This window comes from Kitasatospora sp. NPDC086791, assembly GCF_040685975.1.
In the GTDB taxonomy this organism is placed as follows: domain Bacteria; phylum Actinomycetota; class Actinomycetes; order Streptomycetales; family Streptomycetaceae; genus Kitasatospora.
The window spans coordinates 47,789-73,959 of record NZ_JBFBOC010000019.1 but is presented as its reverse complement, the minus strand read 5'-3'; the positions used below and the strand labels follow the sequence as shown (position 1 = coordinate 73,959).

The 26,171-nt window shown below is 74.4% G+C and carries 23 protein-coding genes; 11 read left to right on the top strand and 12 right to left on the bottom strand.

What is annotated here, in order from left to right; translation table 11 throughout:
- Positions 1–64: 64 nt before the first annotated feature.
- Positions 65–1,432, top strand: coding sequence for an ALF repeat-containing protein (locus AB0Q99_RS23485; RefSeq protein WP_363574799.1), 1,368 nt, complete (start codon positions 65–67; stop codon positions 1,430–1,432).
- A 177-nt stretch (positions 1,433–1,609) separates the two neighbouring features.
- Here the strand turns inward: AB0Q99_RS23485 and AB0Q99_RS23480 are convergent, their stop codons facing one another.
- Entirely contained in the window at positions 1,610–1,801 is a 192-nt protein-coding gene (locus tag AB0Q99_RS23480; RefSeq protein WP_363574930.1) for a hypothetical protein, read from the bottom strand.
- Between the two features lie 203 nt (positions 1,802–2,004).
- Here AB0Q99_RS23480 and AB0Q99_RS23475 point away from each other — a divergent pair, with 203 nt between their 5' ends.
- Positions 2,005–2,526 (top strand): peptidylprolyl isomerase, encoded by a 522-nt coding sequence (locus AB0Q99_RS23475; protein WP_363574797.1) that lies wholly within the window; start codon positions 2,005–2,007, stop codon positions 2,524–2,526.
- 108 nt (positions 2,527–2,634) lie between these two features.
- On the opposite strand, the gene AB0Q99_RS23470 is transcribed toward AB0Q99_RS23475, so the two are convergent.
- Complete coding sequence (locus tag AB0Q99_RS23470) at positions 2,635–5,370, bottom strand: M4 family metallopeptidase (RefSeq protein WP_363574795.1); 2,736 nt, start codon at positions 5,368–5,370, stop codon at positions 2,635–2,637.
- A gap of 263 nt (positions 5,371–5,633) precedes the next feature.
- Positions 5,634–6,305: a hypothetical protein gene (locus AB0Q99_RS23465; protein WP_363574793.1), complete on the bottom strand. Its 672-nt coding sequence runs from the start codon at positions 6,303–6,305 to the stop codon at positions 5,634–5,636.
- A 409-nt stretch (positions 6,306–6,714) separates the two neighbouring features.
- Here AB0Q99_RS23465 and AB0Q99_RS23460 point away from each other — a divergent pair, with 409 nt between their 5' ends.
- The 5 genes from AB0Q99_RS23460 to AB0Q99_RS23440 all read left to right on the top strand — a co-directional run bounded on the left by AB0Q99_RS23460 (position 6,715) and on the right by AB0Q99_RS23440 (position 11,401).
- Positions 6,715–7,581 carry a hypothetical protein gene (locus AB0Q99_RS23460; RefSeq protein ID WP_363574791.1) on the top strand — a complete coding sequence of 289 codons (867 nt, stop codon included), beginning with the start codon at positions 6,715–6,717 and terminating at the stop codon, positions 7,579–7,581.
- Between the two features lie 75 nt (positions 7,582–7,656).
- Positions 7,657–8,568, top strand: a complete 912-nt coding sequence (locus AB0Q99_RS23455; protein WP_363574789.1) for a hypothetical protein — start codon at positions 7,657–7,659, stop codon at positions 8,566–8,568.
- Positions 8,565–9,503, top strand: a complete 939-nt coding sequence (locus AB0Q99_RS23450; RefSeq protein WP_363574787.1) for a hypothetical protein — start codon at positions 8,565–8,567, stop codon at positions 9,501–9,503. Before AB0Q99_RS23455 ends, AB0Q99_RS23450 begins: the two co-directional genes overlap by 4 nt.
- Positions 9,500–10,558 carry a hypothetical protein gene (locus tag AB0Q99_RS23445; protein WP_363574785.1) on the top strand — a complete coding sequence of 353 codons (1,059 nt, stop codon included), beginning with the start codon at positions 9,500–9,502 and terminating at the stop codon, positions 10,556–10,558. The genes AB0Q99_RS23450 and AB0Q99_RS23445 overlap by 4 nt, the downstream gene beginning before the upstream one ends.
- A 159-nt stretch (positions 10,559–10,717) precedes the next feature.
- Positions 10,718–11,401, top strand: a complete 684-nt coding sequence (locus tag AB0Q99_RS23440; RefSeq protein ID WP_363574783.1) for a hypothetical protein — start codon at positions 10,718–10,720, stop codon at positions 11,399–11,401.
- A gap of 225 nt (positions 11,402–11,626) precedes the next feature.
- Here the strand turns inward: AB0Q99_RS23440 and AB0Q99_RS23435 are convergent, their stop codons facing one another.
- The 4 genes from AB0Q99_RS23435 to AB0Q99_RS23420 form a co-directional block, all read right to left on the bottom strand.
- A complete protein-coding gene (locus AB0Q99_RS23435) occupies positions 11,627–12,733 on the bottom strand; it encodes an NADH:flavin oxidoreductase/NADH oxidase (protein ID WP_363574781.1) in 1,107 nt (368 codons plus the stop codon).
- Positions 12,734–12,870: 137 nt separating this feature from the next.
- Positions 12,871–15,585 (bottom strand): AAA family ATPase, encoded by a 2,715-nt coding sequence (locus AB0Q99_RS23430; RefSeq protein ID WP_363574928.1) that lies wholly within the window; start codon positions 15,583–15,585, stop codon positions 12,871–12,873.
- A 473-nt stretch (positions 15,586–16,058) separates the two neighbouring features.
- Complete coding sequence (locus AB0Q99_RS23425) at positions 16,059–17,444, bottom strand: MFS transporter (RefSeq protein ID WP_363574779.1); 1,386 nt, start codon at positions 17,442–17,444, stop codon at positions 16,059–16,061.
- A 392-nt stretch (positions 17,445–17,836) separates the two neighbouring features.
- The gene (locus tag AB0Q99_RS23420) at positions 17,837–18,664 is read right to left on the bottom strand and encodes a MerR family transcriptional regulator (RefSeq protein WP_363574777.1); all 828 of its coding nucleotides are present in this window, start codon (positions 18,662–18,664) and stop codon (positions 17,837–17,839) included.
- A gap of 375 nt (positions 18,665–19,039) precedes the next feature.
- On the opposite strand from AB0Q99_RS23420, the gene AB0Q99_RS23415 reads away from it, so the two are divergent.
- Entirely contained in the window at positions 19,040–19,942 is a 903-nt protein-coding gene (locus AB0Q99_RS23415; RefSeq protein WP_363574775.1) for a ribosome-inactivating family protein, read from the top strand.
- Positions 19,943–20,187: 245 nt separating this feature from the next.
- Here the strand turns inward: AB0Q99_RS23415 and AB0Q99_RS23410 are convergent, their stop codons facing one another.
- Positions 20,188–20,694, bottom strand: a complete 507-nt coding sequence (locus tag AB0Q99_RS23410; RefSeq protein WP_363574773.1) for an NUDIX domain-containing protein — start codon at positions 20,692–20,694, stop codon at positions 20,188–20,190.
- Positions 20,691–20,987, bottom strand: coding sequence for a hypothetical protein (locus AB0Q99_RS23405; protein WP_363574771.1), 297 nt, complete (start codon positions 20,985–20,987; stop codon positions 20,691–20,693). Before AB0Q99_RS23405 ends, AB0Q99_RS23410 begins: the two co-directional genes overlap by 4 nt.
- A gap of 128 nt (positions 20,988–21,115) precedes the next feature.
- On the opposite strand from AB0Q99_RS23405, the gene AB0Q99_RS23400 reads away from it, so the two are divergent.
- Both AB0Q99_RS23400 and AB0Q99_RS23395 read left to right on the top strand, forming a co-directional pair.
- Positions 21,116–21,955: a helix-turn-helix transcriptional regulator gene (locus AB0Q99_RS23400; protein WP_363574769.1), complete on the top strand. Its 840-nt coding sequence runs from the start codon at positions 21,116–21,118 to the stop codon at positions 21,953–21,955.
- Positions 21,948–22,157, top strand: a complete 210-nt coding sequence (locus AB0Q99_RS23395) for a DUF397 domain-containing protein (protein WP_363574767.1) — start codon at positions 21,948–21,950, stop codon at positions 22,155–22,157. Before AB0Q99_RS23400 ends, AB0Q99_RS23395 begins: the two co-directional genes overlap by 8 nt.
- A 96-nt stretch (positions 22,158–22,253) precedes the next feature.
- On the opposite strand, the gene AB0Q99_RS23390 is transcribed toward AB0Q99_RS23395, so the two are convergent.
- On the bottom strand, positions 22,254–22,613 hold the full coding sequence (locus AB0Q99_RS23390) for a VOC family protein (RefSeq protein ID WP_363574766.1): 360 nt from the start codon (positions 22,611–22,613) through the stop codon (positions 22,254–22,256).
- 348 nt (positions 22,614–22,961) lie between these two features.
- Between AB0Q99_RS23390 and AB0Q99_RS23385 the strand changes: the two genes are divergently transcribed.
- The gene (locus tag AB0Q99_RS23385; protein WP_363574764.1) at positions 22,962–23,618 is read left to right on the top strand and encodes a hypothetical protein; all 657 of its coding nucleotides are present in this window, start codon (positions 22,962–22,964) and stop codon (positions 23,616–23,618) included.
- Positions 23,619–23,697: 79 nt separating this feature from the next.
- Here the strand turns inward: AB0Q99_RS23385 and AB0Q99_RS23380 are convergent, their stop codons facing one another.
- Together AB0Q99_RS23380 and AB0Q99_RS23375 are read right to left on the bottom strand one after the other, a co-directional pair.
- Positions 23,698–24,420 (bottom strand): heparin lyase I family protein, encoded by a 723-nt coding sequence (locus AB0Q99_RS23380; protein WP_363574762.1) that lies wholly within the window; start codon positions 24,418–24,420, stop codon positions 23,698–23,700.
- Between the two features lie 158 nt (positions 24,421–24,578).
- On the bottom strand, positions 24,579–25,982 hold the full coding sequence (locus AB0Q99_RS23375; protein WP_363574760.1) for a solute carrier family 23 protein: 1,404 nt from the start codon (positions 25,980–25,982) through the stop codon (positions 24,579–24,581).
- Between the last annotated feature and the right edge of the window lie 189 nt (positions 25,983–26,171).

The following is a 26,171-nucleotide window of genomic DNA, read 5'->3' as shown; positions in this document are numbered from 1 at the left end:
CTATGCTGGCGAGGTTCGTGATCCTTCTTGCGAAGTAAGGTCCGCTGCATTGAAGCTGCCCCGGGTGTCCGCCGTCGTCGCGGCCGCCGTCCTGGCCCCCGCCGTCCTCTTCCCCTCGACGGCCTCCGCCGCCGACGCCCCGCAGCCGGCCGGTGTCTCCGGTCCTGACACCGCCTCGGGTTCCGCGCCCGACACGGCGCCGGACACGGCGAAGGACACGAAGGGCGCGAAGGACACCGCCCCCGGTGCCTCCGACGGCGCGGGCGACCAGGAGAAGCGGGACCGTGCCGAGATCGAGCGGATCCTGGCCGACAAGGACACCGGTCCCGGCGTGCGTGAGGCGGCGGAGAAGGCGCTGAAGGGTACGGCGAAGGACCTGCGGCACTTCCTGGAGGTCGAGCTGGCGAAGCAGCGGGGGGATGACAACCGGGTCAAGGTCGCCCAGATCATGTCCTCCGGCGGCCGTGCCGTGCGCGAGGCGGCGAACAAGGCGATGGACGGCGACGACGCGGCGATCCTGAAGTTCCTGACCGAGGGCTGGCCCGCCGCCCAGGCCGAGGACCAGGACCGTGCCGAGATCGAGCGGATCCTGGCCGACAAGGACACCGGTCCCGGCGTGCGTGAGGCGGCGGAGAAGGCGCTGAAGGGTACGGCGAAGGACCTGCGGCACTTCCTGGAGGTCGAGCTGGCGAAGCAGCGGGGGGATGACAACCGGGTCAAGGTCGCCCAGATCATGTCCTCCGGCGGCCGTGCCGTGCGCGAGGCGGCGAACAAGGCGATGGACGGCGACGACGCGGCGATCCTGAAGTTCCTGACCGAGGGCTGGCCCGCCGCCCAGGCCGAGGACGACCGGGTCGCGATCCTGGTCATCCTCGCGAACAAGGAGACCGGCCGTCAGGTCGTCGAGGGCGCCCAGAAGGCCCTCAACGGCACCCCCGCCGACCTGCGGCGCTTCCTGGAGGTCGAGCTCCCGAAGCTGCGCGCCAGCGACAACCGGGTCAAGGTCTCCCAGCTCGCCGAGAACGGGGGGCCGGCCGTGCGCAAGGCCGCGAACACCGCCCTGGAGGGCAGCGACGCGGACATCTCGGCCTTCCTCGCGGACGGCTTGGCCAAGGCCCGCGCCGAGGACGAGGCCGCCGCGGCCGCGTCCGGCACCGGGACCCCCGCGCAGGGCACCGGGCAGCAGGGGCAGGGCACGCAGCAGGGGCAGGGCGTCCAGCCGGCCGGCTACACCGAGACCACCACGGGCACCGGCACCGGCCTCAACGGTTCGGGCACGGGCACGGGCACCGGCATCGCCGCCTTCGGCTCCGGCTCGCTCGCCGCGACCGGCACCGAGGGGATCGGCTGGGAGGCCGGCGGCGCCGCCGCGGCCCTGGCCGCGGGCGCGGCGCTGGTCGCGGTCTCCCGCCGCCGCTCCGCCGAGGACTGACGACCCCTCGCGTCCCCGGCCGCCGCCCGCCACCACGGGCCGCGGCCGGGGACGCGGCGCGTCGGACGCGGGGGATGGGCGTCAGCCGCCGGGACGCCGGGGCCGCACGTCACGGACCGCCTCGACCGCCCGCGCCGCCTCGAAGACGGCCCGCGGCCGCCCCCGCTCCGTCACGCCTCAGTCCCCGCCGCCGCCCGAGCCCTTGCCCCGCCGGCTGCGCCGGGCGTACGTGCGCAGCGCGTCCCCGGCGCGGATCGTGAGGGTCGCGACCACGCGGACCCAGCCCGGCCCGCCCCGGTCGGCCCACACCACGCACCCGCACCCGGCGAGCACCAGCACCAGCAATCCGATCAGCACCGCACCGACCATCACGGTCACCCGCCCTCCGTCCGCACCGCATGCCCCCGTGTGCGGATCCTTCCACCCGGTCCGGCCGCGAATCCCCGGGCTGTGCCAGGATGCCGTAGCCGATCCTCCCGATCACCGCACGAGCCGCCCGCGCCGCACCGGTCGCATCGGCCGGGCCGGCCGCACCCAGCCCCACCAGCCGTACCGCACCCGAGGAGTCACCCGTGGCCACTGCCCGCTACGCCACCCTGCACACCACGGCGGGCCCGATCCGCCTGGAGCTGTTCCCGTTCCACGCGCCGAAGACGGTCCGCAACTTCGTCGAACTCGCCGAGGGCACCCGCGAGTACACCGACCCGCGCACCGGCGGGCCGGGCAGCGGCCCGTACTACGACGGCACGACGTTCCACCGGGTGATCGCGGGCTTCATGATCCAGGGCGGCGACCCGACCGGCACCGGCACCGGCGGACCGGGCTACGCCTTCGCGGACGAGTTCCACCCGGAGCTGTTCTTCACCAAGCCCTACCTGCTGGCCATGGCCAACTCCGGCCCGGGCACCAACGGTTCGCAGTTCTTCGTCACCGTGGGCACCCCCACCCACCTCAACCGCAAGCACACCATCTTCGGCCAGGTCGCCGACGCGGCCTCCAAGGCCGTGGTCGACGCGATCGCCACCGCCCCGACCGAGGGCGACCGCCCGGTGGCGGACGTGGTGGTCGAGTCGGTCGAGATCACCTACTCCTGACGCCGCGGCGGGGCCGCAGGGCGCGTTCGCCCCGCGGCCCCGCCGCCGTGCCGTGGCCGTACCGCGGCCCTACCGCCGCCCTACCGCCGGCGAGGTGTCGAGGCGCGGTCAGCAGGTGCCCGCCGGACGGTCGCGGACCACCAGGTCGGCGCGGCCCGCGGTGGCGTCCAGCCACACCACCCGGGTGCCCCGGTCGGCGGCCGGGGCGTACTGGCCGCCGCGGTCGCAGGACAGGCGCTGCGGGGCGCCGCCGGTCAGCGGGAGCTGCCACAGCTTGGGCAGGGCCGCGTTGGTCCAACCGCCGGCCGGCCGGTCGGACTTCAGCTGGAAGGTCACGGCCTGGTCGGAGACGGTGAGCGTGGTGTAGCGCGGGGCCTGCGGGGAACCCGCGGGCAGCAGGTCGACGACGCCCGAGCCGTCCACCGCCGCCGAGCGGATCGTGCTGCGCCCGGTCGGGGCGATGGGGGTGTCCAGCCACAGCAGGCGCCCGCCGGCCAGACGGGGGGAGGAGGCGGTGCTCGGACCGGAGCCGGCCGGGGCGTGCGCGGTGTACTGCGCGGTGACCTTCCCCGCGGCGATCGAGTAGACGGTCGGCACGCTCACCTGCTGCGTGCCGTCCTGCCAGGTCTCGACCCAGCCGAGCAGGCCGTCGCGCAGGGTCAGGCCGGACAGGTCGTGGCCCTCGGGCAGCGGGAGTTCGACCGTCGAGCCGCCGTGGACCAGCTGGATCCGGCTGCGCCCGGTGGTGTAGTCGGTGACCTTGAAGGCGATGTCCGCGCCGGAGACCTGGGGGACGTCGAGGCCCAGGGAGGTGGAGGAGAGGAGGCTGCGCACGGGGCCCTGTCCGTTGAGCGGGGCGGTCAGCACGTCCTTGGCCGGCCCGCCCTGGGCGCCGCCCTGGGCGATCCAGACGGCGGTGGTGCCGTCGGTGGCGGCCAGGCTGTGGACGCGTCCGTCGTCGGGGCTGAGCCGTACGGGCTTGCCGCGGCCGTCGGTGGTGCCGGTGTACAGCCCGGTGCCGGCGGGCCCGTTGCCCAGTACCACCCAGTGCCCGTTCGCGGCGGCCGGGTCGGTCATGCCGCTGGGGACGTCGGTCAGCAGGGTGCGGCTGTCCGTGCCGAGCTGCTGCTGCCAGCCGGTCCGGATCCCGTGGGCGTCGAACGCGGCCGCGATCGCGCGCAGTTGGCGCCGGTCCAGGCCCTGGTCGCGGCCGGCGGCGAGCACCGCGTCGCGGCCGGCGAGGAAGTCGTCCATCGGGGTGAGGTAGTCGGCGAGGGCGTGGTAGACGACCCGGTCGGCGGTGAGCGGGTCGAGGGCGCGCCGCACGTCCCACAGCGCGCCGCCGAAGATGGTGGAGTTGAGGTGCACCCCGCCCTGGTCGACGTCGAGGGAGCCCAGGTAGTCGGCCGTGGTGGTGCGGTGGTCGTCCAGGCGGCGCTGGGCGCAGGCCTGCGGGGTGCCGGTGCGGCACAGGCTCTCGCCGAGCAGCGCGGCGGCGGGGTCGGTCATGGACAGGCCGCGGGCGGTGACCTCGATGGCGTTGCCGAAGTAGTCGGCGATCGCCTCGTCCATGGCGCCGGACTGGCCGAAGTAGGCCAGGTTGGCGGTGTGCTGGACGACGGCGTGGGTCATCTCGTGGCCGGCCACGTCCAGCGCGGCGGAGAACGGGTAGTACTGCGGGGCGGAGCCGTAGATCATCTTTCGGCCGTCCCAGAACGCGTTCGGGAACGGGTTGCCGCCGTCGGTCACGTCGACCACGGAGGCGATCGGCCCGCCCTTGCCGTCCAGGCCGTCGCGGCCGAGCCGGTCGTGGTAGAAGTCGTACACGATCCCGGCGTTGACGTGCGCGTCGGTGGCGCCGTGCTCGCCGGTGGCGGCGGGGAAGCCGGGGGTGGGGGAGGCGGCGGGGGCGGCGTCGGCCGGCAGCGGCCCGTCGAAGTCGCCGGCGTCGCGGCCGGCGGCGTCGTAGGTGGTGATGGCGGCGGGGCGGGTGAGGTCGGTGAGCTGGTAGGTGCCGTCCGCCCGCTCGGCGATGTGCACCGCGGTGGGGCGCCCGTGGGCGTCGGGGGCGGTGCCGGTGGCGGGTCGCAGCCCGCTGCCCGGGTCGGCGGGGGCGGTCGTGGTCGTGGGTGCGGCCGGTGCGGGGCCGGTCGCGGGCCGGGGAGCGCGGGCGTCGTGGGCGAGGGCGACGGTGCCGGTGGTCGCGTCGACGTACACCTCCCGGGCGGTGCCGCCCGCCGCGCGCACGGTGTAGTGCTCGGTGAGCCGGCCACCGCCGCCGGGCAGGATCACCGGGCCGTGGTCCTCGGCGGCGGCCGAGGCGCGGGCCTGCGGCTCGGGGAGCCCGTCGAGCGCCGCCTGCCGCAGGACGCCGGCCGGGACGGTGGGGGCCGTGGGGGCGGTCAGCCCGGTGAAGTAGCGCCCGCCCGCCGACTGCACCCGCTGCCCGGCGCCCTGGCCGGACAGGTGCACCAGGTACTGGCCGCCGAGGACGGGGATCCCGCCGTGGCGCTGCTCGAACCTGACGGTGCGCCGGCCGTCGGGGCCCGGCGTGGAGTCGAGCCGGGTCAGCTCGCCGGTGTCGATGCGGTAGCGGTCGGGGTGGGCCGCGAGGTGGGCGAGCGCGGCGTCGGCCGGGTCGCCGGGGGCGGGTTCGGACAGGCCGGTCACCAGCTGCGGGGCGGCGGTCCCGGTGCCGGCCACCAGGGCGGGCACCGGGTCCGCGTCCGGCGCCGGGGTGCCCGCCGCCGGCAGGGCCAGGGCGGGCGGCACGGCCAGCGCCAGTGTCACGACGGTGGCGGCGCCGAGGGCGAATGTGCTTGCGGTACGGGGGATTCGGGGCACGGCGGTCCTCTCGCGCGTGGGTCGGAAGCGCGGCGGCACACCGGCCACCGCACCGCCCACAATAGGCAGTCTGCCGACATATGTCGATCGACTGACTATTGCTCGGGGGTGTCGGACCGCTCACTCCCGTCCACGTCCGTGCGTGGGCGATTCGTTCAGGGCGCGACCGGCCGCCGCGCCCGACTCCCCGCCCGGGCGGGACGCACGGCTCCCGCCGGCCCGGCCTCCGCCCGCGCCAGGTTGACGCACCGTCACCTCCGCCGTCACCCCCGGCGCCGGTCGCCCCGCAGGCCCGCGTCCCCGGCCCGGGCGGCCAGTCGCCCGGCGAACGCCGCCGAGCCGGCCAGGCCGACCAGGGCCAGCACGATCCAGAACGGGATCGACAGCGGGCTCGGCCGGCCGGTGGCCATCCGCCCGCCGTCCCGCAGCCAGACCCGGGTCTCGTGGCCGTCCGGGAAGGGGCTCTCGACCGGGCGCTCCGCGCTGAACTCCCGTCCGTCCGCGTTCCAGCGGTAGGTGCAGCCGTACGTCCCGGAGCCCAGGCCGCCGCCCTCCACCGGATGCCGGCCGGTCACCCGGCAGTGCGTCACCACGGCCGGCACGCTGCGCGGCTCGTGCACGCGGGTGCGGACGGTGTCGGCGGCCTGCGCCGCCGCGAACGCCGTGCCCCAGACAGCGATCAGGAACAGCACCGCGAACGAGGCGACCGGCGCGAGACCGCGGCCCGCCGCCCGCCGGCGCAGCGGGACGGCCGCGGCCACGACCACGGCCAGTGCGGCCGCGCACACCGACTCCCGCGTCCCGCCCACCGGTTGGTCCAGCGACCACCGCCACACCGCCGTCGCGCCCGCCCCGGCCAGCACCGCCAGGGCCACCCCCGCCAGTGCCACCGCGGCCGGCACCGGCCACCCCCGCCCGCGCTCCCCGTCCGCCACCGCGCCGCCCTTCCCCCGTCGTCCGGCCTCCCCGCCGCTCCTCCTACCGCCCGCCGGCCCGCCCGTACCCCCGGGGCCGGGTTCCGTACCGAGCGGTGACACGGCCGCGACATCGTCCGGACCCGACGCGCCCGCCCGCTCCGTGGGGCCTTCCCCGGCCCCGGTCGCCACCCCTGTCACGGCTGTCCGTCACTTCGGGGCGGCCCCATTGCGGTTGGATCACGATGTGTCCGGTTCATCAAGCATTGGGTGAGAGTGCGGTGATTGATTTTGTTGGCAGCCCTGTCAGCGAACTCTCATAATTCCTGCTGAAACGCGTGACGGAGGGTCCGGAGAACCTGCTGGGGGAGTGATTCCCACGAGGGCGCCGCGCGCGTGAGATTCCGCATTCTTTCCCTGGGGGAGTCCCTTGCCCGAGCCCGAGAACGAGAGCGCCGCCGCCGAACCCCCGGCACCGGCCCAGCCGCCCGCGCCGGTCCACGGGCCGGACCCGGCCGCCGAGCCGGAGCCGCAGGCGCCGGCCGCGCGCCGGCTGCCGCGTGCCGTCGGCGTCGCGCTGGCCACCGCTGGCCTGCTCGCGGTCACGGCGGCCAGCGCCGCGGTGACCGTCGCCGTCGGCAAGCCCGACGCGCACCCGGCCGCCGCCCCCGCCGTCACCGCCACCCCGACGGCGAGCGCGAGCGCCACCGCGAGCGCCTCGCCCACCGCCGCGCCCGTTCCGGTGCCGACCGCCGTCCCGGCCGAGCCCGCCCCGGCCAGCACCGTCAAGGGCACCGTCAGCGGCGGCAAGCACGCCGGCGACCTGCGCTACTTCCTGCTCCCGATCCCGGCCGGCGGCGAGTCGTACGGGCCCGCGGACGGGATGACCATGACCGACGAGGACGTCGCCGACCTCTTCGGCAAGCAGGACGGCATCAAGGACATCCTCGCCTCCTACGGCTACAAGGAGGGCGCGACCCGGATGTACCGGACGGCCGACGGCACGGCCGAAGTGACCGTCACCCTGCTGCACTTCGGCTCCACCTCGATGGCGAGCGACTTCGTCAAGGGCTACAAGATCAAGTCGCTGGACCCGATCGACGTCGATGGCCTCCCCGAGGCCCGCGGCTACCTCAAGAAGCCCAAGCAGCAGGCCTACACCGGCTCGATGACCGGCATCGCCAGCCAGGGCGACGTCCAGTACACGATCGACGTCGACGTGAAGGGGACGCCGGACAAGGCGCTGCTGAGCGAGCTGATGAAGCGCCAGCGCGACTGGCTCGCCTCGGGCGGCTGAGCCCCGCGCCCACGCGCGCGCCGCCGCCCGCCCTCCGACGCCACCCTTCCGTCCTCCTCCTCTGGAGCCACTTCCGTGACCACCGAACCCGCGGAGCCGGTGCCCGCCGCGCCGCCCGCGCCCCCTGCGCCCGCCGCGCCGCCCGCGCCCCCTGCGCCCGCCGCGCCGCCCGCGCCCCCTGCGCCCGCCGCGCCGCCCGCGCCGCCCGCCGTCCCGCCGCCGCTGACGCCGCCCGCCACCGGGCCGTGGGCCGCCGACCCGTTCACCACCGGGCCGGGCGACCTGCTGGAGGCCGGCCCCGAGCGCGAACCCCGTGCCCCGCGCCGCCCCCGCCCGGTCGCGCTCGCGGCCTGCGCCCTGGTGCTGGGCACCCTGACCGGCGGCGGCGTCGGCTACGCCGTGCAGGCCCAGCGCCCGCCCACGCCGCTGCCGTCGCTGCAGGTCGCGCGCCCGTCCTACCCGGCCGGGACGGTCGACCCGGCCGCCCTCGCCGCCCAGCAGCCCGCGCCGCTGTCCATCGAGGGCGACCTGACCAAGCTGCTGCTCACCGCCCCCGAGGGCAGCACCCCCTGGGGCGACAACCCGGACAAGCCCAGCTGGATCTCGATCGGCGAACTCGCCGACCACAGCGGCAAGTCGGCCACCGTCTTCCGGGACCTCGCCTCGCGCGGCTTCCGGCGCGCGGTCGAGGTGGACTGGACGAAGGACGGCGTCCACTACCGCGTCTCGCTGATCCAGTACGCGCCGGACCACGCCGACGAGGCGAAGTCCTCCCCCTGGCTGCCGTTCGCCGAGGGCGCCAACGGCGGCTACAAGGTGGAGACCGAGCCCGATCACTGGGCCGAGAGCACCGAGCAGTTCTACTACGGCCAGGCCGTCGCCAAGCGCGGCTCGGTGCAGATGACGATCGAGGCCTTCGGCACCCAGCAGGTGAACGCCGACATCCTCAAGGACCTCGCCAAGCGGCAGTGGGAGCGGCTGACATGAACGACGACACCGTGACCACGAACCCGAACCCGAACCCGAACCCGGACCCGGCCTCGCCCGCGCCGGAGCCCGTGCCCCTGCCCGACCAGGTGTCCGCCGACGCCGCGCCCACCCCCGCCGACGCCGCGCCCACCCCCGCCGACGCCGCGCCCACCCCCGCCGACGCCGCGCCCACCCCCGCCGACGCCGCGCCCACCCCCGCCGCCCGCCGCCTGCTGCGCGCGGGCGCCGCGACCGCCGCGGCCGCGCTGGTCGGCGTGGTCATCGGCATCGGCATCATCAAGACCCAGTACGACGACCCGACCCCGGCCACCGCCGCCGCCCCCTCCACCGGGCCCACCCCGACCGCGACCGCCACCCCCTACGGCGCCAAGTCCAACGGCAGCCACTTCGGCTCGCTGCGCGACCTGCTGCTGCCCGTCCCGGCCGGTTACGAACCCGGCCCGGACGACGGCGTCTACGGCAACGACACCGAGCTGAACGGCGAGCAGCTGGCCGCCCAGCTGGACGCCGAGCTCCAGCAGGTCCCCAAGGAGAAGCGCGACAAGCTCCGCTCCTACTGGGAGGGCCTGCACGTCAAGGCCACCGGCGTGCGCACCTACCTCGCCGGCGGCGACGACCTGGTGATCGGCCTGAAGCTGCGCCAGTTCAACCAGCAGGAAGTGCAGAAGATCAACGAGTACACCGCGGTCTTCACCGGCGACACCGGCCTGTTCCGGATCGGCCCGGCGATCCCGGGCCACCCCGAGGCGCACTGCTACCTGATGCCCGCGCCGCCGTCCGCGCCGATCGACTACCTGGAGTGCTCGGCCGCCGAGGGCGACCTGCTGGTCGTCATGAACGCCGAGGGCGTGGCACCGCTGCCCAAGGACAAGATCGTCGCCCTCTTCACCCTGCAGCTCGACCGACTCGCCCGCCCGGGAGCGTCCGTATGACCGACCACGCCACCCCGCCGCAGCCCGCGTCGGACCCGCTCCCGCCCGTGCCGCCGACCCCTCCGGCACCGCCGACCCCGCCGGTGCCGCCGCCTCCGCTCCCCGGGGCCGCCGGGGCCGCCGGGGCGCCCGAGGCCATCGGGGCCGTCGAGTTCACCGAGCCCGTCCAGACCCCCGAAGCCCTCGCGGAGCAGCAGGCCCACCGGGCCCGCCGCCGCAAGGCCGCGGTGCGCTGGAGCTGCGCCGCCCTGGTGTTCGCCCTCGCCGGCACCGGCACCGCCCTGGCCGTCACCGCCCCCGAGCGCACCGACATCCCGGGCCTGGCCACCGCGAGCGACGGCCGCTACACCTTCCCGCCGCTGACCTTGCCGCCCCTGCCGTCCGGCAAGGCCGCGCCGGGCGCCAAGGGCAAGTCCGCCCACTACGCGGACCTGCGGTACCTGCTGCTGCCCGTCCCCAAGGAGGCCGGCGGCGCTCTGACCGCGCCGACCTTCCCGGCCCCCACGGCGAGCCCCACCGCCTCGGGATCCCCGACGGCGTCGCCGAGCACGTCCCCGAGCACGCCGCCGAGCGCCTCCCCGACGGCAGCGGGCACCCCCGCCGCAGCCACCGCGGACTGGGTGCCCTGCGACGCGGTCCTCGCCGAGCAGCAGGACCCGGCCAAGCTGCGCGAAGCGCTCCTGAAGAACGCCTGCCGCGCGGCCACCGTCCGGGAGTGGACGGCCTCCGACGGCACCCGCACCCAGATCCGGCTGCTGCGCTTCGGCTCCGCCGACGAGTCCCGGGACACCTACACCTCGCTGCGCAACAAGGGCCGTTCCAAGGCCGCCCCGGACACCAAGTCCACCCCCCACACGGACTGGGACGGCATCGACGGCGTCGAGCTGACCACCGTGGAGTCCACCGCGACCGCCGCCAAGGGCAACCCCACGGCCCGGGTCGGCTACCTCTGCGCCTCCGACGTGCTGGCCGTCATCACCATGACCAACCCCGGCGGCGTCCCCACCGCGCCGTTCCGCCAGGTCGTCACCCTCCAGTCCGACCTGCTGGCCTGACCCGGGACGTGACCGTGCGCGGGACGTCGGCCCGGCCGACGTCCCGCGCACGGCCGTTCCCGCGTGGCGACCTGCGACGAATCCGGGACGTTCCGAGGCCTTGTCGGTCACCCCGCCGGGGCGGAGCCTGGAGGCAACGGCCGCTACGGGGGGTACGCGATGAACCGGATGCCGGGGGCACTGCGCCGGGCGGCGCTGCTGGTGGCCGTGGCCGTGGCCGTGGCGGTGGCCGTGGTCGTGGCCGTCCGTACGCAGGGCGGGAGCGGCGGGCCCCACCGTCACAAGGTGGTCCTGCCCGAGCCGGCCCCGGCCTCGGCCCAGTGGATCGTGAACACCGTGACCCCGCAGGCCAGGAGGCCCGCGCGGTGTCCGGTACCGACCCTGGCGACCCTGGCCGTGCTCGACTCCGAGGGGCAGAGCCGGGCGGAGGCGTTCTGGCTGATCGACAACGTCGACGTCTGCTGGGTGACCATCGACGGCAACGGCGCCGTGGGCGTCGGGTCCGCCACCATCGACAGCCTGACCGTCGAGCACCCCATGCCCCCCGACCAGACCCCGGGCGCGGAGTCGTATGCGATCACCGCCTTCCGCGGCCGGGTGGAGGACCTCAGGGCGACCGGCGACACCGACCGCCTCCTCGGCCCCGTCCACAGCCGCGCCGTCGACCTCGGTGGCGGCAGGTTCGTCACCTTCGTCTCCTACGGCGTCCGGATCCCCGAGGAGGGCGAGGGCGACGACCTCACCCTGAACCTCTGCCCACCGGCCGGCGACTGCCGCGACGCCAGTCTCTACCGCCTGCGCGCCACCGGCCCGGCGGGCACCGGCTTCCGGCCCGTCCGGTGAGCCGGGGGAGGCGGCCCGCGGGGAGGAGACGAGCCCGGAGCCGCTACGGCCCAGCCCACGGGCTGGGCCTGGCGGTCGTGGCCGCTGTGACCGACGCCCACCACGGCGAGCTGCGGCCGGCCCCCGCCCCGACCGGCGGCCTGCGCGCGACCCCCGCCCTGCCCGCCTGGGGCGGGGCCGGTACGGGGTCAGGGCGGGGTCAGGGCGGCAGCGTCGTCGGGGCGGTCAGGCGCGGTGGTACTGGACCGGGGAGGGGACCTCGCCGCCGAGTTCGGCGGCGGCGCGGCGGGCCCAGTACGGCTCGCGCAGCAGCTCGCGGCCGACCAGGACGGCGTCGGCGCGGCCCTCGGCGACGACGGCCTGGGCCTGGGCGGGGTCGGTGATCAGGCCGACGGCGGCCACCGGCAGGCCGGCCTCGTTGCGCACGGCCTCGGCGAAGGGCACCTGGAAGCCGGGCGCGGCCTCGATCCGGGCGTCGGGGACGAGGCCACCGGTGGAGACGTCCAGCAGGTCCACGCCGTGCGCCTGGAGTTCCTTGGCGAGGCGGACGGTGTCCTGGGAGGTCCAGCCCTCGCGGCCGTCCTCCGGGTTCTCGGTGAGCCAGTCGGTCGCGGAGACGCGGAAGAAGACCGGCAGCTCCTCGGGCCACACGGCGCGCACCGCGTCGACGACCTCCAGCGCGAAGCGGATGCGGCCCTCGAAGGAGCCGCCGTAGCCGTCGGTGCGGCGGTTGCTGTGCGGGGAGAGGAACTGGTGGATCAGGTAGCCGTGGGCGCCGTGGACCTCGGCGACCTGGAAGCCGGCGTCCAGCGAGCGCCGGGCGGCGTCGGCGAACTGGCCCACGATCGCGCCGATCTGCTCCTCGGTCAGCTCCTCCGGCGTGGTGTGGGCGGGGGAGAAGGGCACGGCGCTGGGGCCGACCGGCGCCCAGCCGTGCTCCTCGTCGGCGGCCAGGGCGCGCCCGCGGTCGACCCAGGTCCGCTCGGTGGAGGCCTTGCGGCCCGCGTGGGCGAGCTGGATCGCGGCCACGGTGCCCTGGGACTTCAGGAAGGCGGTGATCCGCCGGAAGGCCGCGACCTGCTCGTCGTTCCAGATCCCGAGGTCGTACGGGCTGATGCGGCCCTCGGGGCTGACGGCGGTGGCCTCCGTGATGATCAGCCCGGTGCCGCCGGCGGCCCGCGCCGCGAGGTGGGTGAAGTGCCAGTCCGTCGGCACGCCGGCCGCGTCCCCGTCCGGCGCGGCGCTGTACTGGCACATCGCCGGCATCCAGATCCGGTTGGGGACGGTCAGCTCCCGCAGGGTGTACGGGGTGAAGAGGGTGGTGCTGCTCATGTCGGACTCCCGATGGGTCGGCGGCGCCAGGACGGAGGGGTGCACCCGCAAAGTGATTGCAGCTGCAATTTATGATCTTAAAGATAGTTGCGCGTGCAGATATCTGCAAGGGTCCGCCGCCCCGCCCCCGTTCGTCCTCAGCCCCTGCCCAGCAGCTCGCGGGCCCGGGCTGCCAGCCCGTCGGCGTCGCACCGGGTCGCCAGCTCCAGCCCCCGGGTCAGCGCCTCGCGGGCACCCGCCGCGCCGCCCAGTGCCTCCCCCAGGTCGACCAGGGCGATCGCGTGCTCGTAGCGGGCCGGCGACCGCTCCAGGTGCCCCACCGCCTCCGCCAGCAGGGCGGCCGCGCGGGGCCGCTCGTGCACCGCCGCGCACAGCCGCAGCGCACTGCCGACGGCCGAGTCCGTCCCGGACTCCCGGGCCCGGCGCACCCCCTCCGCGGCCAGGCCGCGGGCCCGGTCCGGCTGCCCGGGGGCCACCGCGCGGGCCAGGTGGCCCAGCCACGGCGCCCACACCGTGTTGCGCCACCCGCGCGCGTCCAGGGCCGCCCCGGCGGCGGTCAGCGTCGCGGCCGCGCCCGCCGCGTCGCCCCGGGCCAGCAGCAGCCGCCCGTACAGCGTCGGGGCGTCGGGCAGCACCATCACCGTCGGGTACGGCGGGCCGAAGGCGTGCACGCGCGCCAGCTCCAGGGCCTCCTCCACCCGGCCGCGCGCGGCCACGGTCTCGGCCAGCGCCCCCACCGCGTCCCAGTGCAGCGGGCTGCCCGGGCCGATCCGCTCGGCCAGGCGCAGGGCCCGGCGCAGGTAGTCCTCCGCCGCGGCGAGGGAGCCGCAGCGGAACCGGAGCATGCCGGTGAGCAGGTAGGCGAAGCCGAGGTGGCCGCCGCTCCACCCGGCGACCTCGTAGGTGCGCACCGCCTCGTCGAACAGCTCCTCCGCCCGGTCGACCCGGTCGGCGTACAGGTAGCTGATGCCCAGGATCCCGGGCAGCTCGAAACCCCAGGTGGTGTTGGTCCAGCCCAGGCTGCGGGGCAGCCTGCCGCCCGGCAGCGCGGACTCGCCCAGCGCGATCGCCTCCGCGCTGTCGACGCCGCGCAGCGTGAGGTCCCAGCAGCGCAGCACCGCCACCGCGTGGGACAGACCGTCGCGTTCGAACACGGCCTCGGCGGCGGCCTCGGCGCGGGCGCCGCCGGAGGCCTCGGCGGAGGCGTCGGTGAAGGTGTCGCTGAAGGCCAGGCCCACCGTGCCCAGCATCCGGTCGAACTCCGCGAGCCGCCGCGAGCGCCCCGGGCCGTCCGGGTCCTCGGACTGGAACGCGGCGAACATGAAGTGGGCGACCTCCAGGCGCAGCCGTCCCGGCCCGGGCCCGGTGCGCGCGGCCTCCTCGGCGCACAGCGCGGCGGCCTCGCCGAGCCGGTTGCTGTGGGCGAGGGCCTGGGCGAGCCGGAAGGTCGCGTCCACCCGCAGCCCGGGCTCCAGCCCGTACGGGTCGGCGAGCGCCAGGCGCAGCTGGTTGACCGTGGTCGCCGGGTCGGTGAGCAGCGCCGAGCAGCCGAGTTCGTAGAGCACCGGGGCCCGGTCCTCGTCGGCGGGCGGCTCGCTGATGGCGCGGCGCAGGCAGCGCTGCGCGGCTTCGGGCGCGCCGATGGCCAGGTGTTCGCGGGCCGCCCGGCGCAGCTTGTCGACGATCTCGCCGTCCCCTTCGGGCAGGATCTCCAGCAGGTGCCGGGAGGCGGCCAGCAGGCCGAGGCCGGCGTTCTCCAGCTCGACGGCGGCGACCCCGTGCATCGCGGTCCGGGTGGCGGGCGGCATCGACTGGTAGACCGAGGTGGCGACCAGCGGGTGGACGAACTCCAGCCGGCCCGTCGCGGCGCCGGTCAGCACCCGGTGGTGGCGCAGCTCCCGCACGGACTGGGCGGCGGTCTCCGGGCCCTGGGCGCAGATGGTGGCGGCCAGGTCGGGGCGGATGTCGGTGTCCAGCACGGAGGCCGCCCAGGCGAAGCACAGCGCGGTGGGGCCGAGCCGGTCCAGCCAGTGCCGCAGCGTCATCCCCCGTGCGGTGGCGGCGAGTTCGCGCAGCTGCCCGGTGCTCTCCTCGACCGGTTCGAGCCGCTGGTCGGCCACCTCGCGCAGCAGGGCGGCGGTCTCGTACGGGTTCCCGCCGGTGACGGCCCAGACGTGGCGGCAGAAGGCGTCCTCGGCCCGCGTGCCCAGGGCCGCGCGGACCAGGTGCGCGACCGAGGCGGGCTGCAGCGGGCGCAGTTCGTGCCGGCGGTCGGCCCGGTCGGTGAGGCCGCGCTGCAGCGCGAGGGCGTCGTCGGGGAACTCGTCGCGGCAGGCGAGCACCAGCAGGGCCGGCAACTCCCGGGCGCGGACCGCGAAGCCCGCCAGCCAGCCGAGCGACTCCGGGTCGGCCCAGTGCAGGTCGTCGACGAACACGGCCACCGGGGAACGCAGTTGCACCAGGCGGGTGAGGACGAAGTCCAGCCCGTCCCGCACTCCCTGCGGATCCAGCTGCCCACGGGGCGCCAGCAGCCCGGCCGCCGGGCCGACCACGTCCTCCCACGGCCCGAAGACCCGCTCCCGCTCCTCGCCGGACAGGGCCGCCAGCACCGGGCGCAGCAGCTGGCGCACCACGTGGAACGGCTCGTGGCACTGCCGCTGCCCGCCCCGGGCGAACAGCACCGTGCAGCCCGCGCGCCGCGCCGCCCGCCGCACCTCGGTCAGCACCGCGGTCTTGCCCAGCCCGGCCGCGCCCGTGTAGAGCAGCAGCTCCCCGACCTCGGTGCCGGCGGGGGCGGTGAGCGCCTCGATCGCGCGCTCGGCCGAGCGGATCTCGGCCTCGCGCTCGTGCAGCGGGCCGCCCTCCGGGCCGGGGCCGCCGTCCCTGCCCGGCCTGTCGTCCCTGCCGGACCGGGCCTGCGCGTCGGACCTGGCCTGCGCGCCGTCGCCCCCGGGCTTCGCCTCGGTCACCACTGCCTCCAATTCACCGTGTCGGAACGGTCGTTGAGAGGCGACGCTATCGCCGCGCGGGCCGCTCCGGTGCGGGCTTGACAAAGCCGCGCGCCACGCTGTGCGGGCGGCCGGTCCGACGCGGAGCGTTCGGACGCGGACGACCTGCGCCGGCCTGCGGGAACCCTGTTCCGTGATCGATCCCACCGCTCCCGCCGCGCCCCTCGCCGTCGTCGTCGCGGTCGTCGGCGAACCCTGTCCCGTCCGGACGCCCGGATGCATCGGACGTGACGGCCGCCGCGTGCGCGCCGGCCTCCCGGACGCCCCACGGGGTCCGGGGCGTCCGGGAGGCCGGCGGCGGTCGGCCGGGTACGGGGTCAGCGCACCGGCTGCGGGAGGCGCCGGGCCGGTACGCTCCGCGCCGTGCCCTCGGTGGGCGCTGCCGGTGCGGCGCCCAGGGCCGTGCCGCGGGTCTCCTCGGCCCACAGCACGCACACCAGCAGGCCGAGCGCGGTGGTGCCGGCGGCGATGAGCATGGTCGGGCCGGTGCCGAGCCCGGTCAGGGACAGCGGCAGCAGGTAGGTGCCGACGGCCGCGCCGATCCGGCTGACCGAGGTGGCCACGCCCACGGCGGTGGCCCGGATCTCGGTGGGGAACAGCTCGTTGGGGTACGTCCAGTCGAGCACGTTGGGCCCGCCGCACAGGAAGGCGTACGCGCACAGCGCGGTCAGCGCGATCGCGGCGGGGGCGGTGGGCCACACGCCGAGCAGGGCGAGCGGGACGGTCATCAGGGCGAAGGACCAGATGATGACGGGGCGCCGGCCGCGGGTGTCGATCAGGCGCAGCGCCGGGTAGCAGCCGAGCAGGAAGACCAGGCTGATCAGCCCGGTGCCGAGGGTCTCCATCACGGTGCCGCCGGGCATGCCGAAGGAGGCGAGGATCTGCGGGCCGAAGGTGAGCATCGCGAACAGCGGGCCGACCTGGCAGAGGAAGAACAGGCCGCAGAAGAGGGTGCGGCGCCGGTAGGGCTGGGTCATCAGCAGGCGCAGCCCGGCGGGCCGGTCGGCCCCGGCGGGGTCGGGCATCAGCTCGCGGCCGTCGACCCGGACCCCGAGGTGCTTCTCGACCAGGCGCACCGCGTCGCCGACCCGTCCGTTGGCGGCGAGCCAGCGCGGCGACTCGGGCGAGCCGCGGCGGATCACCAGGAAGAGCACGCACGGCACGGTGGAGCTCGCCAGCATCCAGCGCCAGCTGCCCGGCCCGGCCAGCTCCAGGAACAGGTAGCCGACCACGTAGGCGAGCACGGAGCCGGCGTACCAGGCGACGATCTGCTGGCCGAGCAGGCGGCCCCGGTGCCTGGCGGGCAGCCACTCGGCGAGCAGCGAGGTCGCGATCGGGTAGTCGGCGGCCACGGCCATGCCGAGCACGAGGCGCAGCACGGCGATCGCCCACACCTGGTCGACCCAGAAGGAGAGCACCGAGCAGGCGACCATCACCAGCAGGTCGGCCGTGTACATCAGCTCCCGGCCGATCCGGTCGGTCAGCACGCCGAAGAGCGCGCCGCCGACGAACATGCCGACCAGGGCGGCGGCGCCGATCAGGCTGACCTCGGCGGTGGACAGTCCGAGGTCGGGGCGCATGCCGATCAGGGCGACGCCGACGATGCTCAGGATGTAGCCGTCCAGCAGCGGCCCGCCGGAGCAGGCGAGGGCCAGTCTGCGGTGGAAGGCGGTATACGGGGCGTTGTCGATCGTTTGGGACATGGGCTTGGGGTCCTCCGGAGCGTACGGCGGCGGGCGGGGGCCCGTTCGCCGTGCGCCGGGTAGACGGCGGGGAACGGCGCCGCCCACGCGGGACGGCGCCACCGCCCGATCACACCGGGCGACCGTCCACGGTTGCCCGGGTTCGCAGGGGTCACCACGAGGTCGAAGGTCAGACGGATCGATGACCTTGGTCCCGAAGCGGACGGGCCCTCCGCCCGTGCCGATCCACGGCCCGCCCAGTGCTGGCGGGGCCGATCGCCGTCCGCGCGCCGGATCGTGCACACGGCGTGACCCTGCTCACTCCGAGGGGCCCGGACGGCCCCGCCGCTGTGGCCCGTCCCACAGCGGCAGGGCTCCGGCGGTTGCGCTCGGCCGGCCGTGCTCAGCCGTGCTCAGCCGGTCGCGCCGCGCAGCGGTACGGCGACGTCCGCCACGTGCTCCTCCGGGGCGGCGGTCGCCCAGTTGGGGTGGTACACCTCCCGGTTGCAGCCGGCGCGCTCGTACCCGTGGGCGGCGGGCCAGGCGGCGACGGCGTCGTGGGCGGCCGCCATCGTGGCGAAGTCGCCCTGCCGCCGGGTCAGTTCGGTGTACGCCTCGCGGTGCGCGGGCTCGACGCGCACCCCGATCGGTCCGTCCGGGCCGATCGCCGCCTCGGTCGGGGCGCAGACCTCGACCAGGGCGGCGGAGTCCTCGGAGACCAGGCCGTGGTAGTCGGCGAACAGCGGCCCGGACAGGCAGGCCCCGGCCTGCCCCAGCCTGTCGAACAGCAGCTGGGAGGCTTCGGCGAGGAAGCCGGGCAGTGCGGCGGCGTCCACGTGCCGCCGTACGAACAGGACCTGCTGCTCGGGCACGTCGCGTTCGGAGATCTCGTACACGGTCGGGTTCCTTCCCATCAGCACCGCGCGGGCGTAGCCCACCGCCTCCCGGCGGGCCGCGTGTGCGTCCTCCTGCTCGCGCCAGTACGCGAGCAGCCGCTGTTCACCCTCGGCGCCGTCCGCGTCCAGCACGGCCGCGATCCGGGCCAGCGGCAGCCCGGCCGAGCGCAGCAGCGCGATCCGCCGGGCCCGCTCGACCTGCCCGGGGCCGTAACGGCGGACCCCGCTGCCCGGATCGGTGCGGGCGGGCCGCAACAGCCCCCGCTCCCCGTACAGCCGCAGGGCCTTGAGGCTGAGCCTGCTCCGAGCGGCGAGCTCCCCGATGGTGATCAGTTCCTCTTCCACGCCGCCACTGTGCCCCCTGCCCCTGGGGCAGGGACAACCCCGGCCCGGCGCCCCTCCGGGACCACCGCCGTGCCCATGCTCGGTCCGGAGGGGGAGAGGAGGGCGTGATGGCGACCGGTCAGATCGTGGGGATCCCCGGCTGGGCGGAAGGCCGCGGGACGCTCGTCCGCGGGGGACGGGCCCGAACGGCTCGAACCGGTCGAGGAGGCGCCCGCCCCGGTCGTGGTCGACGGCACCGCCGTCGCCGCCCTGCGCCCGGGCGTTCGGCCGTTGTGCGCGGTGGGGACGGGGGTCGTGCGCTGGGGGCGAAGTCGGCGTTCCTGTCCGCTGGAAGGGTCGGTCGTGTTCCCGATCACCCCTCACAGGAGTCAACTCGTGCACATCCACACCGCAGTGGGCCGGAGGCTCGTCGGCCTCCTCCTCGCGCTCGGTCTGGCGCTCGGCCTGGTGCAGGCCGCGTCGGCGCCGGCCGCGCACGCCGATCCGAGCGATTCGATCACCAAGTTCGACTGGGACATCGGCGACCTCGAATGGGGCGGCGAGGCGGCGCACTCGAACTACTGGTACGCCATCGACCAGCTCCACCGGATCAGCGGCCACGACATCCCCAACCACCCCGAGGTCGCCTCCCAGCTCGACGAGACGACGCTGCTGCCGACCCGCCTGATCGAAGCCCGCATCCTCACCCACGGGCAGTACCGCGGATCGCTCTACTGGTGGGCGGACAACCTCTACTTCGCCGGTTTCTACCAGCCGGCGTACGACAACCACCAGGGAACCCACTACGTCTTCCCGGACGTCTGGCCCACCGAGTTCCAGCAGGTCACCCACAGCGGCAACCTCCAGCGTCTGCCCTGGGACGGCAACTACTCCCGGCTGCCCGGCGGCGGCACGGGCGAGCGCGCCGGGCGGGCCATCGGCTACGCCAACCTCACCAACGCCATCACCAGCATCGCGACCGCGGCCACCCGCATCCAGCGCGACTCGAACGCCTTCGCCCGCGAGATGGTGACGATCATCCAGGCGACCTCCGAGGCCGCCCGCTTCGGTCGCGTCTTCGACAACATCCGGGGCAACATCCGCGACTACACCTCGAACGCCATGGGGGCGGAGAACGTCGACCTCCAGCAGCACTGGGACGACGCCTCGACGTTCGTGTACCGGCGGCTGAGCGGCCAGACGCCCACGTTCAGCATCAGCGGCCGGACGTTCCAGACGCTGGCGGCCTTCCTCGCCTACGTCGGCTACATGGAGCTCCACGCCAAGGTGCCCCGCTGATCGTCGGGTGCCACGGGCGGTCGGGCGGTCGGGCGGGCTGCGGCACCAACGCCCCGGCTCCCCTCCCTTTCACCGGGCAGGTGCACTTTCCCGTTCGGGTCGATCAGGCCCGGGAACCTCGGTCTTCTCGACCCGAGAGCGCGCAGGCGCACCTGTCGTCTTCGGGTCCCAGTCGAATTCCGTAGAGGTGGCCCGGACCGTACGCGGTCCGGGCCTACGGGTGTCACCGCCGGGCGGGGTCCTGGTCAGCCGAGCGGGACCGGGACGCCCCGGACGAGGAGCGGGAGGCCGGCGCCGTGGTCCCAGGCGTCCCAGGCGTCCTCGACGCGCCGGTACTGGTCGTCCGCCATGACCCTGCGCAGCTTGGGCTGGGGTACCCAGTGGAGGGCGCGGATGCCCTGCGAGGGGTGGTGCGGGCGGACGGCTCCGGCCTGCCGGGGGGTGACCACCCCGCCCGCGTAGACGAAGTCGAGGCTCTCGGGGAGGTCGGCGGCGGGGGAGTAGTCGACCGTGAGGATGGTGCGCAGCGGCAGGACGAGCCCGGTCTGGGTTTCGAGGTGCCGACGGGCGGCGAGGTGCGGCAGCTCGTCCTGTTCGGCGCTGCCGCCGGGCAGGGTCAGCCCGTCGTGGTGGACGGAGTCGACCAGGAGGACGAAGAGCTCGCCCGACCCTCCGGGGTCCTCCCGCAGGACGAAGACCTGCTGGATCGACCGGCGGACGGGGGGCTTGCCGATGAGGCAGGTCGTGCTCAACTCTGCTCCAGGTATGAGGAATTGCTGTCGGACGGGAGCGGCCACCCGTCGAACGGCCGACGGCGCGGCTTCCCGCAGGTGCCCGGCGCGAACTCCCTCGGGTCGAGCGACCGGATCGAGGAGAGGGCGACCCGCCGCTCGGGCCCGCGCGCCCCCAGCGGCCGGAGCACCGCCTTGCCGAACTCGGCCTCCACGAAGACGCCCTCGCACGGCTTCCCGCTCTCCGGGCAGCTGAAGTCCTCCACCACCTCGTGGAGTTGGAAGAAGGATTCGGGTCTCTGTGCGTCAGGCATAGGAGTCTCCACAGGTAGCGCTGTGCTTCCGGTGAACTACCGGTTGTAGCCATGATGGTGTGATTGCCTCTACGATCGGAAGCCGATCTGAAGCTTGAAGTCGGCGCTCGGCAAGTAGGTGAAGCTCGGTGAACCTCAAGGGACTTGATCCAACATCAGGGCCGTGGGCGCCCTTCGGGGTGCAACTTCGCAGGTCACGCAAGGCCGCTGGTCTCACGCAAGCCCAGCTGGCGAGGCTCGTGGGAGTCGATCCCTCCTACGTCTCCTACGCCGAACTTGCTCCGCCCGGCCGGACCCCGCCGAGCGAGAAGTTCGCACGTGATGCCGATCGAGTGCTGGAGACCGGCGGGACCCTGCTGCTGATGTGGCTTCAGGCCAAGCACTCGGCATTGCTGGAGGGGTTCCCCGAGTACGCAGCCAATGAGACGCGGGCCAGTGAGATCCGAATCTTCGAACTCGGCGTCATCCCCGGTTTGCTGCAAACGAAGTCCTATGCAGCCGCTCTTGCAAGGGCGGATGTTCGCCGAAAGGACATCACCCCCAAGCAGGCAGAGGAGAGGCTGACCTTTCTGCTCGCGCGACAGGAAGCCCTGGTGCGACGAGATCCGCCACTCATCCACGCAGTGCTGGACGAGAGCTGCCTCCGGCGGGTCATCGGCGGCCCCGAGGTCATGCGGGAGCAGCTCGGGCAACTTGAACAGTTCTACGAACAGGGGCGTGTAGTACTTCAGGTAGCGCCGTTCAGCATGGGGGAGCACAGGCCGTTTGCCTTGCCCATGCGACTGTTGACACTCCCCGACGGTTCTCTGTTTGGCTACTCTGAGTCCGAGGGGCGGGGGCACGTCGAGCGAGATGACGACCGGCTTCGTGAGTGGCGCAGGAGATACGATCGCCTCCAGGTAGGGGCGCTGGCCGAGTCCGCGACTCTCGAACTGATACTCCATGCCCGGAAGGACTCTCATGGCTGACTTCGACTTGACTACCGCTTCGTGGGTGAAGTCGACGTACAGTCAACAGGGCGGTGACTGCCTGGAGGTGGCCCCCGGCTTCCCCGGTGTGATGCCCGTCCGCGACTCCAAGGACCCCGACGGTCCGGCCCTGGTCTTCCCGGCCGCCGCCTGGGAGTCGTTCGTCGCCGCCGTCCGCAGCGGCGAGTTCGGCGACGTCTGAGTCAGAGCCCTGAACCGCAGGCCCGGACCGCGCACTTGGCGGTCCGGGCCTGGGTTGTTTCCGGGGCGCACTGCTCCCGGACACCCGGCCGGGTGGCTACGGGCCTTCGATGCCGACGATGGTGCCGAACGGGTCGCGCAGTTGGGCGATCCGGCGCCCCGGCTCGATGGTCAGCGGGCCGCGGTGGTGCTCGCAGCCGGCCGCCAGCAGCCGCTCGCGGGCCCGGTCGACCTCGTCCACGCCCCAGTACACGACCGGGCTGCCGCCCCGGGGGTTGCGTTCGTCGTCCACGGGATGGAAGCCGACCTCGACCCCGCCGATCTCCACCCAGGCGTAGACCGCCCCGGTGTCGCCGACGTCGAGCTTCACAGGGACGCCCAGGAGTTCGCTCCACCACCGGGCAGATGCACTGGGGTCTGCGGCGAAGGTCATCACCGTACGGACGCTGTTGAACACGGGCCCACCTCCAGAGGGGTTCTCATTCCTGCGGGTGAGGCTTCCCCGCCGTTGGCGTCGAACGAGGCGGAACCGCAAGGCCCGGACCGCCGCCACCGTGAGGAGATTCGCGTCACAGGGGAGTGCCCTCAGGTCGGCCGCCCGGTGCCGACGGCCCGGGGCGCACCTGCCTCACCAGCGCTTTCGGGATTCGCACAATGACCATGTGTATTCATATTGAAGATGCCGCGCCAAAATGTAGCGGGGCTAGTTAATCGCACGAATTCGAATTCCCGTTGCCACTTATCGACGCGCCGTGGAATCGTCTCGGCCAATCGGTTGCCACGTCAGCAAGGGGAGTGTGCCGAGATGACCAACCATGCCCAGGAACAGCGCGCGGTACCGCGTGCCCGCCGTCGGGGAAGGACGGCCGCAGCCCTCGGCGGCGTGGTCGCCGCCGCGCTGGTCGGCGGCCTCCTGATCGCAGGCGCCGACGAGCGGCCCACCGCCGTGGCGGCGCCCGCAGCCGTGCAGCAGATCGCCTCGGACCCGCAGAACCTCACCGCCGCCGAGCTGGACGACTGGGCGCAGCGGACCGCCACCCCCGAAGCGCGGGCCCGGCTGATCGCCGACCTCCAGGACGCCTTCTCCGGCGTGGCGACCGTCGGCACCGGCCCCCGGCCCGGCAACGGCGACGAGGGCGGTTCCGCGACGTCCGCGACGTCCGCGACGTCCGCGACGTCCGCGACATTCGTGACGTCGAGCGGTGAGGGCCGCGTCGTCCAGGCGTTCTCGTCGGGAATCGACTGGAACCACTTCTGGATCATCGCGTCGTACGCGGACATCGTCCACGGGGCGATTCCCGCCGCCGTGCGTGCCTGTTCCGCCCGCGTGCCGGCCTGGCTGTGCAGCGGCGCCGGAAGTCTCCTGACGTCGTGGGCCAGCGGGTGGGGCGCCGGTGCGAACCACGGGGTGTGGGCCGCCGTCTACTGGAACCCCCCGCACATCACCGGCGGCCGCTGGTAGTACCCATCGGCCCGGCCGCAGCGCCCGAGGCCCGGACCGCCCCCACGTGCGGTCCGGGCCTCGGGGCTGCGGGGGAGGGCTACGAGCCGGCGGTGGCGGCCGCCAGCGTCGTGGCCATGACCGGGCTGGTGAAGGTGTTCGTCGCGTCTCCCGTGGACTCGTGGTACGAGCCCCACTTGAGGTAGTTGCGGTCGCCGTCCCAGGTGGTGCCCTTGAAGGTGCCCGAGCCGGTGGTGAAGGTCTGCTTCTTGCCGTCGAACCAGAAGTCGATGGTGCCGTCCGTCCTGCCCAGGCGGATCTTCAGCGCGTAGGAGTGCCACTGGCCGTTCGTCGTCGGCGCGGTCCACAGGGTGTGCGAGACGTGCGCGGTGTCCCACTCCTGCAGGCGGATGCGCCCGTTGGTCGCGTCGATCTCGATCGGGTGGTTGGCGGTGTTCGTGCTCGGCGAACACTTCAGCTGGAACACGTAGCGGCTGTTGGCGTCCTTGATGTCCACCTTGGACGACCAGCCGAGGTAGAAGGTGTCGCCGTTCTTCAGCTCGGGGCTGAGCGTCTCGCAGCGCTCCTGCCCGGCGGCCTGGTACGCCCGCCACACCTTGCCCTTGGCGGCGTCGTCGACGACCTTGAAGTTGCCCGAGGCGCACTGCACGGAGGCGAAGGAGGACGGGCCCTCGCTCGTGCTCGGGGTCCACAGCACCTGGCCCGCCGCGTTGCTGGGGGTCGCGGTGGCCCAGGAGAGCGAGAGCACGGCGGCGGCCGCGCCCCCGTAGGCGAGCGTGCGGCGGCGGGACGGACGGGACATGGGTCTCCCCGGGGAGGTGCGGAATCGGACGTGGGCCCGGGCCGGGACGGCCGGCCCGAGCGTACGCAGCGATTCGACCATCCGCCGGGCCCGTGAACCAGGCGGAACCACGGGCGGAAGTAACCGGGGGACAGTTCCGCCGATGCCGTGACGGTCCGTCAGTCTCCGGTCCCGGCGGTCTGCTCGGCGGTCTGCTCGTCGTAGGAGGAGGTGCCCTCGTCCAGCAGCGGTTCCTGCACCTTGAGGTGGGCCGGGGCCAGGGCCCGCAGCGCGTGGTAGCCGGTGATGACCACCAGCGTGCCGAGCGCGATGCCGCTGAGGCTGAAGGTGTCGGTGAACTTCAGCGTCACGTTGCCGATGCCGATGATGATGCCCGCCGCGGCCGGCACCAGGTTCAGCGGATTGCGCAGGTCCACCCCGGACTTGGTCCAGATTTGCGCGCCGAGCAGGCCGATCATGCCGTACAGGATGACGGTGATGCCGCCGAGCACCCCGCCGGGGATCGCGGCCACGACCGCGCCGAACTTGGGGCAGATGCCGAACAGCAGCGCGAAGCCGGCCGCCGCCCAGTACGCGGCGGTGGAGTAGACCCGGGTCGCGGCCATCACGCCGATGTTCTCCGAGTACGTGGTGTTCGGCGGGCCGCCGACCGCGGTGGAGAGCATGGAGGCGACGCCGTCGGCCGAGATCGCGGTGCCCAGCCTGTCGTCCAGGTTCGAGCCGGTCATCTCGCCGACGGCCTTGACGTGCCCGGCGTTCTCGGCGACCAGCGCGATCACCACGGGCAGCGCGACCAGGATCGCGGACCACTGGAAGGAGGGCCCGTGCAGGGTGGGCAGGCCGACCCAGTCCGCCTTGCCGACGCCCGACAGGTCCAGGCGCCAGTGGTCGGTGAGGTGCCCGCTCGCGTCCACCGAGTGGATCTTCCCGAAGACCCGGTCGAACAGCCAGGAGATCCCGTACCCGAAGACCAGCCCCAGGAAGATCGCCACCCGTGACCAGAAGCCGCGCAGGCCCACCACGGCGAGCCCGGTGAAGAGCATCACCAGCAGCGCCGTCCACTGGTCCTGCGGCCAGTACACCGAGGCCGTCACCGGGGCCAGGTTGAAGCCGATCAGCATGACCACCGCGCCGGTGACGATCGGCGGCATCGCCGCGTGGATGATCCGCGCCCCGAACCGCTGGACCGCCAGGCCCACCAGGAACAGTGCCACGCCCACCACGAACACCGCGCCGGTCACCGTCGCGCTGGTACCGCCCTGCGCCCGGATCACCGCGGCGACGCCCACGAAGGACAGCGAGCAGCCCAGGTAGCTGGGCACCCGGCCGCGGGTGGCCAGCAGGAAGATCACGGTCGCCACGCCGGACATCATGATCGCGAGGTTCGGGTCGAGCCCCATCAGCACGGGCGCCACGAAGCTCGCCCCGAACATCGCCACCACGTGCTGGGCGCCAAGTCCTGCCGTGCGGGGCCAGGAGAGCCGTTCGTCGGGGCGGACCACCGCCCCCGGTGCGGGCGTGCGCCCGTCACCGTGCAGCTTCCAGCGCACGCCGAGATCCATGAGGGGGTTTCGCTTTCTCTGTACTTCCGGTGGACTGAGGCACCATTTTCATGGTCACCGGGTGTTCCGACGAATCCCCGCGTCTCGGTCAAGCGTTCCAGGCGCCCGGTATCACCCCTGGTCAGGGCCTGCTCGGGCGTTCCACCGTCCCTGACCGCCCATCACCGCCGGCGGCCGGGACGGATCGTC

Coding starts and splice junctions, on each gene's coding strand:
- AB0Q99_RS23480 (WP_363574930.1), bottom strand. CDS start 1,801: ATGGTCGGTGCGGTGCTGATCGGATTGCTGGTGCTGGTGCTCGCCGGG.
- AB0Q99_RS23450 (WP_363574787.1), top strand. CDS start 8,565: ATGAACGACGACACCGTGACCACGAACCCGAACCCGAACCCGAACCCG.
- AB0Q99_RS23445 (WP_363574785.1), top strand. CDS start 9,500: ATGACCGACCACGCCACCCCGCCGCAGCCCGCGTCGGACCCGCTCCCG.
- AB0Q99_RS23440 (WP_363574783.1), top strand. CDS start 10,718: ATGAACCGGATGCCGGGGGCACTGCGCCGGGCGGCGCTGCTGGTGGCC.
- AB0Q99_RS23435 (WP_363574781.1), bottom strand. CDS start 12,733: ATGAGCAGCACCACCCTCTTCACCCCGTACACCCTGCGGGAGCTGACC.
- AB0Q99_RS23425 (WP_363574779.1), bottom strand. CDS start 17,444: ATGTCCCAAACGATCGACAACGCCCCGTATACCGCCTTCCACCGCAGA.
- AB0Q99_RS23405 (WP_363574771.1), bottom strand. CDS start 20,987: ATGCCTGACGCACAGAGACCCGAATCCTTCTTCCAACTCCACGAGGTG.
- AB0Q99_RS23395 (WP_363574767.1), top strand. CDS start 21,948: ATGGCTGACTTCGACTTGACTACCGCTTCGTGGGTGAAGTCGACGTAC.
- AB0Q99_RS23385 (WP_363574764.1), top strand. CDS start 22,962: ATGACCAACCATGCCCAGGAACAGCGCGCGGTACCGCGTGCCCGCCGT.
- AB0Q99_RS23380 (WP_363574762.1), bottom strand. CDS start 24,420: ATGTCCCGTCCGTCCCGCCGCCGCACGCTCGCCTACGGGGGCGCGGCC.
- AB0Q99_RS23375 (WP_363574760.1), bottom strand. CDS start 25,982: ATGGATCTCGGCGTGCGCTGGAAGCTGCACGGTGACGGGCGCACGCCC.